At 68.6% G+C, this 15,142-nt stretch carries 10 protein-coding genes and 1 tRNA gene; 3 read left to right on the top strand and 8 right to left on the bottom strand.

Annotated features, from left to right (window positions below):
• Window positions 1-57: 57 nt before the first annotated feature.
• The 7 genes from pknB to L324_RS17030 form a co-directional block, all read right to left on the bottom strand.
• A complete protein-coding gene (gene pknB, locus L324_RS17000; RefSeq protein WP_037308776.1) occupies window positions 58-2,028 on the bottom strand; it encodes a Stk1 family PASTA domain-containing Ser/Thr kinase in 1,971 nt (656 codons plus the stop codon).
• The gene (locus L324_RS17005; RefSeq protein WP_037308778.1) at window positions 2,025-3,314 is read right to left on the bottom strand and encodes a protein kinase domain-containing protein; all 1,290 of its coding nucleotides are present in this window, start codon (window positions 3,312-3,314) and stop codon (window positions 2,025-2,027) included. Before L324_RS17005 ends, pknB begins: the two co-directional genes overlap by 4 nt.
• A gap of 3 nt (window positions 3,315-3,317) precedes the next feature.
• Complete coding sequence (locus L324_RS17010; protein ID WP_037308780.1) at window positions 3,318-4,781, bottom strand: peptidoglycan D,D-transpeptidase FtsI family protein; 1,464 nt, start codon at window positions 4,779-4,781, stop codon at window positions 3,318-3,320.
• Entirely contained in the window at window positions 4,778-6,256 is a 1,479-nt protein-coding gene (locus L324_RS17015) for an FtsW/RodA/SpoVE family cell cycle protein (protein WP_037308781.1), read from the bottom strand. The genes L324_RS17010 and L324_RS17015 overlap by 4 nt, the downstream gene beginning before the upstream one ends.
• Window positions 6,256-7,653, bottom strand: coding sequence for a PP2C family protein-serine/threonine phosphatase (locus L324_RS17020; RefSeq protein ID WP_037308783.1), 1,398 nt, complete (start codon window positions 7,651-7,653; stop codon window positions 6,256-6,258). The genes L324_RS17015 and L324_RS17020 overlap by 1 nt, the downstream gene beginning before the upstream one ends.
• Entirely contained in the window at window positions 7,650-8,117 is a 468-nt protein-coding gene (locus L324_RS17025) for an FHA domain-containing protein FhaB/FipA (protein WP_007030429.1), read from the bottom strand. Before L324_RS17025 ends, L324_RS17020 begins: the two co-directional genes overlap by 4 nt.
• 160 nt (window positions 8,118-8,277) lie before the next feature.
• Complete coding sequence (locus L324_RS17030; protein WP_037308788.1) at window positions 8,278-9,534, bottom strand: FHA domain-containing protein; 1,257 nt, start codon at window positions 9,532-9,534, stop codon at window positions 8,278-8,280.
• A gap of 129 nt (window positions 9,535-9,663) precedes the next feature.
• Here L324_RS17030 and L324_RS17035 point away from each other — a divergent pair.
• Window positions 9,664-9,746: transfer RNA gene (locus L324_RS17035), tRNA-Leu, on the top strand.
• 190 nt (window positions 9,747-9,936) lie between these two features.
• Here the strand turns inward: L324_RS17035 and L324_RS17040 are convergent.
• Window positions 9,937-10,311: an FKBP-type peptidyl-prolyl cis-trans isomerase gene (locus tag L324_RS17040; protein WP_037308791.1), complete on the bottom strand. Its 375-nt coding sequence runs from the start codon at window positions 10,309-10,311 to the stop codon at window positions 9,937-9,939.
• A 141-nt stretch (window positions 10,312-10,452) separates the two neighbouring features.
• Between L324_RS17040 and L324_RS17045 the strand changes: the two genes are divergently transcribed.
• Together L324_RS17045 and L324_RS17050 are read left to right on the top strand one after the other, a co-directional pair.
• Window positions 10,453-13,689, top strand: coding sequence for a penicillin acylase family protein (locus L324_RS17045; RefSeq protein ID WP_037308793.1), 3,237 nt, complete (start codon window positions 10,453-10,455; stop codon window positions 13,687-13,689).
• A 21-nt stretch (window positions 13,690-13,710) separates the two neighbouring features.
• Window positions 13,711-14,751: a trans-sulfuration enzyme family protein gene (locus L324_RS17050; protein WP_037308795.1), complete on the top strand. Its 1,041-nt coding sequence runs from the start codon at window positions 13,711-13,713 to the stop codon at window positions 14,749-14,751.
• Window positions 14,752-15,142: the final 391 nt, after the last annotated feature.

Genomic DNA, 15,142 nt, shown 5'->3' on the forward strand with positions numbered 1-15,142 from the left:
CCCGGACACGGAAAGGGCCCCGCACGAAACCGTGCGGGGCCCTTTCACTTCGGTCGATCACCCAGGCGGGATGATCCCGCCGCCGGGCCGTGAACTCGACGTCGTCGGCGTCTCGTCGCCTTCGACGATGAACAGCGTGATCGGCGCGTTCTTCGCGACCTTCGCACCGGCTTGCGGGTTGGTCTTGCTGACCTTGCCCGCGTCGTCCCGGTCACCGCTCTTGTCGGCCTGTGTGTCGAGCTTGCCGGACCAGCCCAGCTGCTGCAGCTGCCGGAGCGCCTGGTCTTCGGTCATGCCCTTCAGGTTCGGCATGTCGAAGGTCTCCTGGCTGCCGTTCGACACGGACAGCTTGACCACACTGCCGACGGCGAGCTTCCCGCCGTTCGGGGTCTGGTCGATCACCGTGCCCTTGGGCTGGTCGGAGTCCACGTTGGTGACCTGGGGGGTGAACCCGGCCGCCTTCAGCCCGGCTTCGGCCTCGGCCTGCAGCTTGCCCTTGTAGTTCGGAACGGTCTTCAGTTCCTTGGACTTGCCGACGGTGATGTCGACCTTGGAACCCTGGTCGACATCGGTCTGAGCGGCGGGGTTCTGAGACAGGACCTTGCCGGCCTGGTTCGTGTCCTCGGTCTCTTCCTCGGTGACGGCGCCGAGCTTCAGACCCGCGGCGGTCAGCGCCGACTCGGCGTCCGACTGGTTCTTGCCCTTGAGGTCCGGTGCCTTGACCTTGCCCGGTTTCTGGCCGATGGTCAGCAGGATCTTCTGCGAGGTCGGCGTCATCTGCCCCTCGGGCGGGTTGATCGCGAGGACCTTGCCGATGTCGTTCTCGTCGCAGGCTGTCGCGCCGTTGGCGTCCGGGACGCCGCAGACGACCGGCTTGACCTCCTGGGAGGTGAATCCGGCGGTGCGCAGGGTGTCCCTGGCCGTCGCCTCGTTCTGACCGACGACCTTCGGGATCGCCTTGCTCTCCGCACCGGTGTCCTGGAAGGCGCCCAGAAGCCACAGGATCAGCAGGACCACGGCCGCCAGCGACGCCACGAGACCGGCGATCAGCCACGCGCGGCGCTTCTTCTTCGCCGCCGGGTCTTCGTCTTCTTCCTCGTACTGGTCGTAGCGCTGCGGCACCCGGCGGTCGGAGTCCATGACCTGGGTGCGCTCGTCCTCCGACATCACCATCGGCGCGGACGGCCGCTGGCCGGACAGCGTGCGGACGAGGTCCGAACGCATCTCCGCCGACGACTGGTACCGGTTCGCCGGGCCCTTCGCGAGGGCCTTGAGCACGACGGCGTCGAGTTCGGGCGCCACGGCCGGGTTCACCGACGACGGCGGGTTCGGGTCCTCCCGGACGTGCTGGTACGCCACCGCGACCGGGGAGTCGCCGGTGAAGGGCGGCTCGCCGGTGATGAGTTCGTACAGCACACAGCCGGCGGCGTAGACGTCGGAACGCGCGTCGACGGACTCACCGCGCGCCTGCTCCGGCGAAAGGTACTGCGCCGTGCCGATCACCGCGGCGGTCTGCGTCATCGCGGACTGCCCGTCGTGCATGGCGCGCGCGATGCCGAAGTCCATCACCTTGACGGCGCCGTTCTTCGTGATCATCACGTTCGCCGGTTTGACGTCGCGGTGCACGATGCCGTGCCGGTGCGAGAAGTCCAGCGCCGCGCAGACGTCGGCCATGACCTCCATCGCCCGCTTCTGCGACATCGGTCCTTCGGTCTTCACGATGTCGCGCAGAGTCCGTCCTTCGACGTACTCCATGACGATGTAGGGCAGCGGGCCGAACTCGGTGTTCGTCTCGCCGGTGTCGTAGACGGCGACGATCGCGGGGTGGTTCAGTGCCGCCGCGTTCTGTGCCTCGCGACGGAAACGTTCCTGGAACTGGGGATCCCGCGCCAGGTCGGCACGCAGGATCTTGATCGCCACCTCCCGGCCCAGGCGCACGTCGTGGCCGTGGTGGACCTCGGACATGCCTCCGTAGCCGAGCGTCTCGCCCAGCTCGTAGCGGTTGCTGAGCAGTCTTGGTGTGCTCATCTCTGCGTGCCGTTCCATTCCGTCCAAGGTGTGCTCATCATGCCTGGATTCGCCTGTCCGGCCGACTCCGGCACCGCGGGATACGCGGATGTCGGCGCCTGCCCGTCAGACGTCTTACCCGGTGCCGGGGTCTGTTCACTCGTTCCCACGCCGCCCGACTGCTGTCCGTTGCCCGAACCGACCAGTCTCACGATGAGGAAGACGCCTGCCACCACTACTGCGATCAGGATCACCGCGAGCAGCACCCACCAGCCCCATTGTGGCCGTTTGCCGGGAAGTCTCCGGACCGCCATCGGCGGCGGGCCGGTGACCGGGTGCATCGCCGGATGCGACGCCGGGCCGACCGCCACCATCGGATTCGGCGGCGAGATCGGACCGGGCGGTCCCTGCTGCGGCATCACGGGCGGCTGGCCCGCGGCGTAGGCGACGTTGATCAGCCCCGACGGCGTCGGCAGCGGCAGGCCCGCGCGGACGGCGGCCACCGCGGCCGCGAATTCGCCGCCGCTGTTGTACCGCTGTCTCGGATCCTTGATCAGGGTCGCTTCGATGACCGCGCGGGCACCCGGCGGGACGTCCGGCGGAAGCGGCGGCGGGATGTCGCGGATGTGCATCATCGCGACGGTCACCGCGTTCTCCGAAAGGAACGGCCGGTGTCCGGTGAGGCATTCGTAGCCGCATACGGCCAGCGAGTAGACGTCGCTCGCCGGTTCGGCGTTGTGCCCGAGCGCCTGCTCGGGCGCGATGTAGTGGGCCGTCCCCATGACCATGCCGGACCTGGTCACCGGCGCCGCGTCGGCGGCCTTCGCGACGCCGAAGTCGGTGATCTTCACCTGTCCGGCGAGGGTGACCATGATGTTGCCCGGTTTGACGTCGCGGTGCACCAGACCGGTTTCGTGCGCGGCCTGCAGCGCGTTGCCCGCCTGCTCCAGGATGTCCAGGGTGCGCTCGGCGTTCAGCCGTCCCTCGCGGGTGATGATCGCGGCCAGCGGATCGCCCTCGACCAGCTCCATCACCAGATACGCGATGGACAGCTCGTCGGCGACCGTCTCGCCGTAGTCGTGCACCGCGGCGATGCCGGGGTGGTTCAGCGACGCCGTCATCCGCGCCTCTGTCCGGAACCGGTGCAGGAACTCCGCGTCGCCGGACAGTTCCGCCTTGAGGATCTTGACCGCGACCGTCCGGTCCAGCCGCGTGTCACTGGCCTGCCAGACCTCGCCCATCCCGCCGACGGCGATCCGGTTCGTCAGCTTGTACCGGTCGGCCAGCAGCTGACCCGAGGACAGCATCCGCTATCCACCCCCGAGCATGGCGTTGACGGCGGCGCGGCCGATCTCCGCGGCCACGGTGCCACCGGTCGCCTCGAGCCCGCGGTTACCACCGGACTCGACGACCACCGAGACGGCGATCTTCGGGTCCATCGCCGGCGCGAACCCGGTGTACCAGGCGTGCGGCGGGGTGTTCTTCGGGTCGTTGCCGTGCTCGGCGGTGCCGGTCTTGGAGGCGATCTGGATGTCGGCGCGTTTGCCGGCCCCCTTCGTGTTCTCCTCCGACGCCAGCATCATGTCGCGCAGGATCGCGGCGTTCGCGCTGGACAGCGCGGCGTCGCCGGTCAGCTCGGTCGGCGTGTAGTCCTCGATGGTGGACAGGTTCGGCGCGAGCAGCGACTGCACGAGCTGCGGCTTCATCGCCATCCCGTTGTTCGCGATGGTCGCCGAGAGCAGGCAGTCCTGCAGCGGCGTCAGGCGCACGTCGCGCTGTCCGATGGCGCTCTGGAACAGGGCCGCCTTCGATTCGAGGGGACCGAGCGACGAAGAGGCGACCCGCATCGGCACGGTCAGGTCCTCGCCGACACCGAAGTTCTTCGCCGTCGCGTTGAGCTTGTCCTTGCCGAGTTCACCGGCGAGTTCGGCGAAGGGGACGTTGCAGGAGTACCGCAGCGCCTCCTTCAAGGTGCTGCCCTTGCAGGCCGCGCCGCCGTAGTTCTCCAGCGTCGTCTGCGTACCGGGGAGCTTGACGTTGGGCGCGGTGTTGACCGGCATGTCCGCCGTCTTGCCGTTTTCGAGCGCGGCCGCGGTCACCAGCAGCTTGGCCGTCGAACCCGGCGGGTAGGTCTCCGAAATCGCGCGGTTCAGCATCGGCTTCTTCGGATCGTCGCGCCACTGCCCCCACGCCGCGATCTGTTCCTTGCCGACGTGCGAGGCGAGCTTGTTCGGGTCGTACGACGGCGTCGAGACCATGGCCAGGATGCGCCCGGTCTTGGGCTCCATCGCGACCACCGAGCCGGTGTAGCCCTTCTGCGTCATCAAGTCGTACGCGGCCTTCTGCACGGCCGGGTTGATCGTCAGCCGCACGTTGCCGCCGCGCGGGTCGCGGCCGGTGACCATGTCCGACAGGCGCCGGACGAACAGCCGCGGGTCGGAGCCGTTGAGGACGTCGTCCTCGGAGCGCTCCAGCCCGCCGGAGCCGTAGTTGATCGAGTAGTAGCCGGTGACCGGCGCGTACATCGGGCCGTCGACGTAGGTACGGATGAACTTGTACTTGTCGTTCGACTGGTCGACCTTCGCGAGCGCGGCGCCGTCGGGGGTGACGATGAGCCCGCGCTGGCGGGAGAACTCGTCGTAGAGCACGCGCAGGTTGCGCGAGTCCGTGCGGTAGTCGTCGGCCTTGACCACCTGGATGTAGGTGGCGTTGGCCAGCAGGAGCACCACCATGACGAGCATGGCGACGCCGACCTTGCGGAGCGGGGTGTTCACGAGGGGCTCCCCTCACCGGTCGCGGGCGGCCGCTGGACCATCACCGTGTGGGCTTCCGCGATGGGGGTCTGCGGCTGCTGCGGCTTCGGCCGCACCGCGGGTTTGCGGGCGGCGTCGGAGATTCGGAGCAGGAGGGCCACCAGGATGTAGTTCGCGAGCAGTGAAGAACCACCGCGGGAGAGGAACGGGGCGGTGATCCCGGTGTTCGGGATCAGGTTCGTGACGCCGCCGACGACGACGAAGATCTGCATGACCAGGGCGAACGACAGGCCGCCGCCGAGGAGTTTGCCGAAGGTGTCGCGGACGGCGAGGGCGCTGCGCATGCCGCGCATCGCCAGGATCAGGTACAGCATCAGCATCGCGGCGAGGCCGATGAAACCGAGTTCCTCGCCGATCGCGGTGGTGATGAAGTCCGTCTTGGCCTCGGGGACCATGTCCGGCCGTCCGGCGCCGAGGCCGGTGCCGCCGACCCCGCCGGTCCCGAGTCCGAACAGACCCTGCGCGACCTGGTACCCGCCGCCCGCGTCGTCGTAGGTGGCGAGCGGGTCGATCCAGTTGCGGACGCGCTGCTGGACGTGCGTGAACAGGTTGTAGGCGATGATCGCGCCGACGGCGAAGAACCCGACGCCCAGTACCACCCAGATGACCCGCTCGGTCGCTACGTACAACATCATCAGCGTGACGCCGAAGAACAGCAGCGACGTCCCGAGGTCCTTCTCGAACACCAGCACGCCGAGGCAGGCGGCCGCCGCGATCAGGATCGGGCCGAGGTCACGGGCGCGCGGCAGTTCGACGCCGACGATCTTCTTGCCCGCGACCATGAACAGGTCCCGTTTCGTCACCAGGAACGAAGCGAAGAAGATCATCAGCAGGATCTTCGCGAACTCACCCGGCTGGATCGAGAAGAACGGCAGCTTGATCCAGACCTTCGCGCCGTTGACCTCGGAAAGGCTCGACGGCAGCACCGCGGGCAGCGCGAGCGCCACGATGCCGACCAGGCCGCAGGTGTAGCCGTAGCGGGTCAGCGTGCGGTGGTCGCTGATCACGATCAGCACCACCACGAACAGCACCAGCGAGATCGCGGTGAACAGCACCTGCTTGGAGACGTCCGGCGTGTACTCCTTGCCCTGCTGGACGGCGCGTTCCGCCAGCGCCAGGTCGATCCGGTGGATCATCACCAGGCCGAGCCCGTTCAGCAGCGCGACACACGGCAGGATCACCGGGTCCGCGTACGGCGCCCAGCGACGGACGGCCAGATGCGCCGCCGTCAGCACCGCGAGGTACGAAAGCCCCAGCCAGATGATCGAGCTGGTGAGTTCCTGCTCCTGGTTCGCCTCCACCAGCACGAGCGCGACGGTGACGATGAAGGTCGCGAACGCCAGGAGGATGAGTTCCGTCCCGCGCCGCTTGGGCAGCTCGCGCGGAGGATTCGTGGCGAACTGGGCCGAAGCCGGGTCGGCGAGCGGCGTGCTCATCAGTTACCGCCCCCTGGTGCTGCCGTGGCCGGCGTCGAGCAGTCCCTCCCCGCTGGCTGGTTCGCCGAGCTCGGCGAGGCGGGGGTAGAAGGGGGAGCCGCCGAAGACGACACCGGCGGCGCAGACGACGCGGGAGGCGGCGTGGAAGTCGAACTGGTGGCCGGTTTGCAGTCGGCCAGCTGCTTGTGCGGACGCAGGAAGTCGTCGATGTACTTGCGGGCGTCGTCGAGGTTGTCCTTCTTGACGCCGTTCTTCACCGCGATGCGCGCGTCCTCCTGGAGCGCGGGCACCAGCAGCTTGTCGGTGCACAGGCCGCCGGGCGGGCACGAGCCCTGCTCGTAGGAGTGCAGGTCGATGCCGAGGATGCTGCCGGGGACGCCGCGGTAGATCACGACCTCCTCGCCGGGACCCTCGCCGACGTAGTACTGGCTCAGCACGAAATACCGCGTGGCGATCGCCGCCGCGGCCAGCACGATCAGGACGACCACTGCTCCCGCCAGCCAGCGAAATCGCCTCCGGCGCTTGACCTTCGGGTCCTCCTGTGGTGGCTGGACCTCGGGCCGCGGCTGCGGCGCGGGCTGGGTCAGCGCGCGGGCGCGGGCGGCGGGGGAGTCGCCCTGATGGAACTCGTCACTGCCGTCCCCGGCGGCGCCGCCCACGATGGGGGCGTCCTCACCGAAGTCGACGTCGACGACGTCGGCGATGATCACCGTGACGTTGTCCGTGCCGCCGCCCTTGAGCGCCAGCTCGATCATGCGGTCCGCGCAGGCCTGCGGATCCGGGATCTGGATCGCCTCGGCGAGCGTCTCGTCGCTGACCATGCCGGACAGACCGTCCGAACAGATCAGGTAGCGGTCGCCGGCGCGGGCCTCGCGCACGGTCAGGCTCGGCTCGACCTCGTGGCCGGTGAGCGCCTTCAGCAGCAGCGACCGCTGCGGGTGCACCGCGGCCTCTTCCGGCGTGATCCGGCCCTGTTCGAGAAGTTCGTTGACGAAGCTGTCGTCCCGCGTGATCTGCGAGAACTGCCCGCCGCGCATCAGATACGCCCGCGAGTCGCCGACATGCACGACGCCCATCCGCGAACCGGCGAACAGCACGGCGGTCAGGGTCGTGCCCATCCCGTCGAGATCCGGATCCTGCTGGACCAGTTCGGCGATGGCCGCGTTGCCGTTCTGGACGGCCTCACGCAGCTGGGCGAGGAGATCGTCACCCGGCTCGTCGTCGTCGAGCGGGGCGAGGGAGGCGATGACGACCTTGCTGGCCACTTCACCGGCGGCGTGGCCGCCCATGCCGTCGGCGAGGGCGAGCAGGCGGGGTCCTGCGTACACGGAGTCCTGGTTGCTGGAACGCACCAGGCCCCGGTCGCTGCGAGCCGCGTAGCGGAGGACGAGAGTCATGGGCGAAGCTCGATCACCGTTTTGCCGATCCGGATGGGGACTCCGAGCGGGACCCGGAGGGGTGCCGTGACCTTAGCCCGGTCGAGGTACGTCCCGTTCGTCGAGCCCAGATCTTCCACGTACCAATCCTCCCCGCGCAGGGCGATCCGGGCATGCCGGGTCGACGCGTAGTCGTCGTCCAGCACCAGTGTCGAGTCGTCGGCGCGGCCGATCAGGATCGGCCTGCCGTCCAGGGCGATCCTGGTTCCCGCCAGTGCGCCATGGGTGACGAGCAGCTGCTGCGGCGACTTCCCGCCGCGCGGCTTCTTGTTTTCCTTCTTCTTGCGACCGAACGTCGGGACGGCCACTCGCAGCCCCGAAGCCGCGTACAGATCCGAACGGACGACGCGCAACGCGGCGAACACGAAGAGCCAGAGCAGCACGAGAAAGCCCACTCTGGTGAGTTGAACGACCAGCTCTGGCACTTGTTGTGTCCGCTCCCGTTTCTCCTGTGCGCCGCGGAGAGACCGGGCCGTCCGGGATGGTCGGCTCCGCACAGCCTTGCTCTCCGCATACGACCTGGGGTGCCGATCCACCGCAGGTCCCGCACCGCAATTCTGCGGTACCGCCTCCAGACGCCGCCGGTCAGCCCTGCGTACGGAACACGAGAGACGAGTGGCCCACGCGGATCACGTCGCCGTCGGCGAGCTGCCAGGTCTGCACCGGGGTGCCGTTGACCGTCGTCCCGTTCGTCGAACCGATGTCCGCGAGCGTCGCGCTCTGGCCGTCCCAGGTGATCTCCAGATGACGACGGGAGACCCCGGTGTCCGGCAGCCTGAAGTCGGCGTCCTGACCGCGCCCCACGACGTTCCCGCCCTGCTTCAGCGAGTACGAGCGGTTCGAGCCGTCGTCCAGCTGCAGGCTCGCGGCGAGCTGACGGCCGGCCGCGGGCTGGCCGCCGTAGCCACCACCCTGCGCGTACGGATCCGCCGCGGGCTGGCCGTACGCCTGCTGAGCGCCGCCGTACTGGTCGTACCCAGGCTGCGGTGCGCCGCCGCCGTAACCCTGGTCGTACCCGGGCTGCGGTGCGGCACCGCCGTAACCCTGGTCATAACCGGGCTGCTGCTGACCGCCGTACTGGTCATAGCCGGGCTGCTGTGCGCCGCCGCCGTAACCCTGGTCGTACCCAGGCTGCTGCTGACCGCCGTACTGGTCGTACCCAGGCTGCGGTGCGGCACCGCCATAGCCCTGGTCATAGCCAGGCTGCTGCTGACCGCCGTACTGGTCATAGCCCGGCTGCTGCGCGCCGCCGTAACCCTGGTCGTAGCCGCCCTGCTGCTGGCCGCCATAACCCTGGTCGTACCCGGGCTGCTGCTGGCCAGCCTGCTGTCCGTAGCCGTACTGGCCCTGCTGGCCGTACGGGTCACCCTGGTCGTATTGGCCGTAGCCGGGGGGCTGGCTCATTGCTGGGTCTCCTGCGTTGCTGGGTCGTGCCGACCGTGACGAACCCGCGGCGTCGTGGGGCTTGACATCGGGATCGACGGACGAACGGGTCTTGAACTGTCCAGTATGCAGCGCCTCGTTGCGCTCGAGCGAAACTACGACGTCACCATAGGTGTCCCAACCGTGCTCGGCGAGGTGTTCCTTGACCGCCTCCGCCAACACCGACGTGACCCGACGTTCGTCTCCGGCCATGCGCTCGTGATCAGCCTGCCCCAACGACACGATGTAGTGATTGGGAGCGAGCTGTCGACCACCGGCCAGCTCACGAACGTTCTCCTCGCTCTCGCGCTCAAGCGCCACCGCCACTTCCTGCGTGACGACGTTGCCACCGAACATGCGCGCGAAGGTATTGCCCACGAGGTTCTCGAGCCGCCTATCAAAGCGCTCAACGCGGCCCACCGGGCAACCTCCTCACACGTGTGCTTCCCCGTCGATCCTATCCGGGTACGGCCAGTCGGACACGGCCCCCGGTGAAACCCGTGAAATCAGCCTGCTACGCTTTGCGAGCTGTCAGAGAACGAAGCACTCGGGCGAGTGGCGGAATGGCAGACGCGCACGGTTCAGGTCCGTGTGTCCGAAAGGACGTGAGGGTTCAACTCCCTCCTCGCCCACTTGTAGTCAGAGGCCCCTTCGCTAGCGCGACGGGGCCTCTTTCGCGTTTGTCGTCGCTCGTCGGTTCCCGGGGGGCCGAGCCCCCCGGACCCCCACGGTGCGTGAGGGCGGCGGTTGGCGGGCGGGTGCCTGAAAGAACAAAGAAAAAGACCCGGCCGGGGCCGGGTCTTGGTGGTGCGGGGGTGTGGGTCAGTTCACGCCGACCAGGTCGACCACGAAGATCAAGGTCTCGTTCGGTTTGATGACGCCACCGGCGCCGCGTTCGCCGTAGGCCAGGTGCGGCGGGATCACCAGCTGCCGGCGGCCGCCGACCTTCATCCCGGCAACGCCCTGGTCCCAGCCGGGGATGACCTGGCCCTTGCCGAGGCCGAAGCGAAGCGGTTCACCGCGGTCCCACGACGCGTCGAACTGGTCGCCGGTCGAGTGCGAGACACCGACGTAGTGCACCGTGACGGTGTCGCCGGCCTTGGCCTCCTGGCCTTCGCCGACGGAGATGTCGGTCGTCTTCAGCTCGGAGGGCGCGGGCCCCTCGGGGCGGTCGATCTGGGGCTTTTCCAAAGACATGTCCCCAAACTACCTATGCAGGTCCGGGGTCCGCAGGGCGAGTGTTCCCCCGAACGGTGGCAAGAACGCGAATAGTCTTCACAAATTTGGATACCCGTGGGTAGTGTGCGCCTCGTCACTCTCCGACGACGGAGGTCTTTCATGCGACGAGGCATACGGGTCTTGACGACGCTGGCGGGGCTGACCCTCGTGGCGGGAACGGTTCCGGCACTGCAGGCGAACGCCGCGGAAGCCCCGGCGGAGTCGGTGGTGGCGGCCGCGCTCGACGACTACTGCGGCGGTCAGTGCGGCGACATCCTGCCGCCCGGCACCAAGGGGAACGCCACCCTCGCCGAGATCCTGGCGCACAAGGCCTTCGGTACCCGGCCCGCGCATTCCGCCGACCAGCTCGGCAAGTACGCCTCGCTCGCCGACGGCTACAAGACGCTGACCACGGACAAGATCAACCAGTTCTTCAACGACGCCTCGTACGGCGTCCAGTCCGGGCAGGTCGAGAGCACGATCCAACCGCGCCCGGACGTGACGATCACCCGGGACAAGGCGACCGGCGTCCCCCGGATCGTCGGCACGACGCGACCGGGCACGATGTACGGCGCGGGATACGCCGCCGGGCAGGACCGGCTGTGGCTGATGGACATCATGCGCCGCGTCGGCCGCGGCCAGCTGACCTCGTACGCCGGGGGCGCGCAGGGGAACCGTGAACTCGAGCAGAGCTTCTTCGCTTCGGCGCCTTACACCGAACAGGAACTGCAGAAGCAGATCGACGACGCCGCGGCGAGCGGCCCGCGTGGCGCGCAGGGCAAGGCCGACGCCGAGGCCTACGTCGAAGGCATCAACAAGTACATCTCCGACGCGCACAGCGGCCGCTACTTCCCCGGCGAGTACGTCCTCACCGGACACGTCGACGCGATCACGAACGCCGGGACGATCGAGCCGTTCAAGCTGACCGACCTGGTCGTGCTCGCCGCGGTGGTCGGCGCGCAGTTCGGCGCGGGTGGCGGCGGTGAGGTGCAGAACGCCATCGCGAAGATGGCGATGCAGGAGAAGTACGGTCTCGAACAGGGCGACAAGGTCTGGAAGAGCCTGCGCTCAGAAGACGACCCCGAGACCGTCAAGACTCTCCACAATGGACAGACCTTCGACTACGGCAAGGCGCCGGCGACGCCGCAGGGCGCCGCGATGCCGGACAAGGGAACGGTTTCCGGGCAGCAGCTGGTCTTCGACCCGACCGGTTCCGCCGGGACGGCCACGCCCGCCAAGGTGGAGGTTCCCGCGCCCGAAGACCAGAAGGCCGTCCGCGGCATCTTCGACGACGGCGTACTGCCCGGCAACATGCTGTCGGAGAAGCACGGCATGTCCAACGCGCTGGTGGTCTCCGGCGCCAAGACCGCGAGCGGTCACCCCGTCGCCGTCTTCGGCCCGCAGGCCGGGTACTTCGCCCCGCAACTGCTGATGCTGCAAGAACTCCAGGGGCCGGGCATCAGCGCACGCGGCGCCTCCTTCGCGGGCATCAGCATGTACGTGCTCCTCGGCCGCGGCAAGGACTACTCGTGGAGCGCGACTTCGGCGTCGCAGGACATCATCGACACCTACGCCGTCGAACTGTGCGAGCAGAACGGTTCCGCGCCGACGAAGAACTCGAACTTCTACCGCTTCCGCGGCCAGTGCCTGCCGTTCGAGATCGTCGAGCGCAAGAACGCCTGGAAGCCCACCGTCGCCGACGGGACCGCGGAAGGTTCGTACACACTGCGCAGCTTCCGCACGAAGTACGGTCCGGTGACGAGCCGGGCGCTGGTCGGCGGCAAACCGGTGGCGTACGCGTCGCTGCGGTCGACCTTCCAGCACGAGATCGACACGATCATCGGCTTCCAGAAGTTCAACGACCCGGACGCGATCAAATCGGCGCGGGACTTCCAGCTCGCGGCGGCCGACGTCAACCAGACCTACAACTGGTTCTACGCCGATTCCCGTGACGTCGCCTACTTCAACTCCGGCTCGAACCCGGTCCGCAACCCGAACGTCGACCCGGCCATGCCGGTCAAGGCGGACGCCGGATTCGACTGGCAGGGCTGGAATCCCGACGGCAACATCGCGAACTACACGCCGTCGTCGCAGCATCCGCAGTCGATCAACCAGGACTACTACATCAGCTGGAACAACGCGCAGGCGAACGGGTACGCGGCCAGCGGCGCGGACAAGAGTTCCGTGCACCGCGGTGATCTGATCGACGCGCGGGTCAAGAAGATGATCTCCAACGGCACCAGGGTCACCCGCGTGAACCTCACGCAGGCCATGGAGGAGGCGGCGCTCGCCGACCTCCGCGCGGAGAAGGTGCTGCCGGAACTGTTCAAGGTGATCGACAAGGCGCCGGTGACCGGTCCGGCCGCCGACGCGGTGGCGAAGCTGAAGACCTGGCTCGCGGCGGGCGGCCTGCGCTCGGAGACGTCGCCGGGCAGCAAGGCCTACGCGAACGCCGACGCGATCCGCATCATGGACGCCTGGTGGCCGCTGCTGGTCAACGCCCAGTTCAAACCCGGCATGGGCGACGCCGCCTACGCCGCGATGGTGGGCGTGCTGAAGATCAACGAGTCGCCTTCCGGCTGGCAGAACGAGGTTCCCGGCAAGCACGTCGGCCAGCCGCACGCGGGTTCGTCGTACCAGGCGGGCTGGTGGGGCTACGTGCACAAGGACATCCGCTCCGTACTCGGGCAGAACGTCGCCGGACCGCTGGGCGCGAAGTACTGCGGTGGCGGGAACGTCGACGCCTGCCGTCAGATCCTGCTCGACTCGCTGACTCAGGCGGCCGCGCAGCCCGCCAACACCGTGTACCCCGGCGACGGCGACTGCGCCGCGGGCGACCAGTGGTGCGCCGACACGATCATCCACCGGGCGCTCGGCGGTATCACGCAGGACAAGATGAGCACCCAGAACCGGCCGACCTTCCAGCAGGTCGTGGAGTTCCCGGCGAAGCGCGGCGACAACATCGCCAACCTCAGCACCGGCCGGTCGGTCACCGCGACCAGTCACGAGACCGGCTGGTACAACTCGCCGCCGTCCAACGCGATCGACGGGAACCTCTCGACCCGCTGGGCGAGCGACTGGAGCGACGCCCAGTCGATCACCGTCGATCTCGGCTCGGTGCAGCCCGTTTCCCGGGTGATCCTGCGGTGGGAATCGGCCTACGGCAAGGCGTACAAGGTGCAGGTCTCCCCGGACGGGACGAACTGGCGTGACGCGGCGTCCATAGTGGACGGAGACGGCGGGCAGGACAACGTCGCCTTCGGCACGGTGGACGGCCGGTTCGTCCGGATGGCCGGGGTGCAGCGCGGGACGAAGTACGGCTACTCCCTCTACGAGTTCGAGGTGTACGCCCACTAGTTCGCCCCTTACGGTGGCGGGGTGGACACGAACGACTGGTCACCCCGCACCCTCGCCGTCGCCGCCGGCCGTCCGGAAGGCCCCGGCGAACCGCTGAACGTGCCGATCGTCGCGGCGAGCACCTTCGACGCCGGTGCCGATCGCGCGTATTCGCGGGAAGACGGAACGCCGACCTGGGAAGCCCTCGAAGCGGCCATCGGCGCGCTCGAAGGCGGGCACGCCACCGCGTTCGCTTCGGGGATCGCCACGCTCAGCGCGGTCGTCGACACGCTGCCGGTCGGCGCGAAGGTCTGCGTCCCGACGTTCTCCTACGCCGGGTCTCGCGGACTGCTCGCGCACGCGCACCGCATCGGCCGCCTGGTGGTGACCGAGATCGCGCCGGAGGACACGGACGCGTGGGTCGCCGCCGCGGACGCCGATCTCCTCTGGCTCGAATCGCCGACCAACCCGACGCTCGATGTCATCGACATCGAGACGATCGCCGCCGCCGCGAACGGGCTGGTCGCGGTCGACAACACGTTCGCCACCCCGCTCGGGCAGCGGCCGCTGGACCTCGGCGCCGACATCGTCGTGCACAGCGCGACGAAACTCATCGGCGGCCACAGCGATCTGCTGCTCGGGCTGACGATCGCGGCCGACGAAGCCGTCGCCAAGGATCTGCGCGACGCCCGCACCAGGATGGGGGCGACCCCGGGTGCGCTCGAAGCCTGGCTGGCGCTGCGCGGACTGCGGACGCTGCCGGTCCGCCTGGCCGAGCAGACCCGCACGGCGGCGCTGCTCGCCGCGCGGCTGGTCGACCATCCCGCGATCACCCGGGTGCGGTATCCCGGCTCCGGAACGATGATCGCGTTCGAACTCCCGGACGCCCAGACCGCGGACAAGGTCATCGGCTCGCTGCGGCTGATCCGCGCCGCCACCAGCCTCGGCGGGGTGGAGAGCCTGGTCGAACGGCGGGCTTGGCTGGCGGGGGACGCCCACGTGCCCGCCGGGCTGGTCCGGTTCAGCGTCGGGCTGGAAGATCCGGAAGATCTTTGGACGGATCTGGCGTCGGCGCTCGGTTAGCGTCTTAACGTGGAGCGCGTGGAGGAGACGAAACCGCCCCGGCGGCTCGGTCAGTCCCGCGATCGGGTTCGGTGCCGGGCTGCTGACGGCGGTCGTCGGCGGTGGCCGGGCGCTGCGGAAACGGACGTCGCCCAAGCCCTGGTTGCTCGCCGGAGGGTTCCTCGGCGCGCTCTCGTTCGCCGTGTCCCTGTTCCTGGTGTTCTGATCGTGACCTTCACGTTGGCGGGCACCCGTTTTCGCCACCATCCGGTCAGTAGCTCACCGGTGGGTACTCCGAACGTGTGAACCCGGCGGTAACAAACGCCTGAGTAATCACCATGCGACGCGGGTCCGCCCAGGAAAACGGGCCTTTCCGCGCGCCACCGGGAAAGCGGAAAAAATACTTCCGCAA

The organism is Amycolatopsis orientalis DSM 40040 = KCTC 9412 (genome assembly GCF_000478275.1).
Classification (GTDB): domain Bacteria; phylum Actinomycetota; class Actinomycetes; order Mycobacteriales; family Pseudonocardiaceae; genus Amycolatopsis; species Amycolatopsis orientalis.

What these genes read in the sequence shown, in the direction of transcription:
- pknB (WP_037308776.1), bottom strand. Translation starts at nt 2,028, where the DNA reads ATGAGCACACCAAGACTGCTCAGCAACCGCTACGAGCTGGGCGAGACG.
- L324_RS17005 (WP_037308778.1), bottom strand. Translation starts at nt 3,314, where the DNA reads ATGCTGTCCTCGGGTCAGCTGCTGGCCGACCGGTACAAGCTGACGAAC.
- L324_RS17015 (WP_037308781.1), bottom strand. Translation starts at nt 6,256, where the DNA reads ATGAGCACGCCGCTCGCCGACCCGGCTTCGGCCCAGTTCGCCACGAAT.
- L324_RS17020 (WP_037308783.1), bottom strand. Translation starts at nt 7,653, where the DNA reads ATGACTCTCGTCCTCCGCTACGCGGCTCGCAGCGACCGGGGCCTGGTG.
- L324_RS17040 (WP_037308791.1), bottom strand. Translation starts at nt 10,311, where the DNA reads ATGTCTTTGGAAAAGCCCCAGATCGACCGCCCCGAGGGGCCCGCGCCC.
- L324_RS17045 (WP_037308793.1), top strand. Translation starts at nt 10,453, where the DNA reads ATGCGACGAGGCATACGGGTCTTGACGACGCTGGCGGGGCTGACCCTC.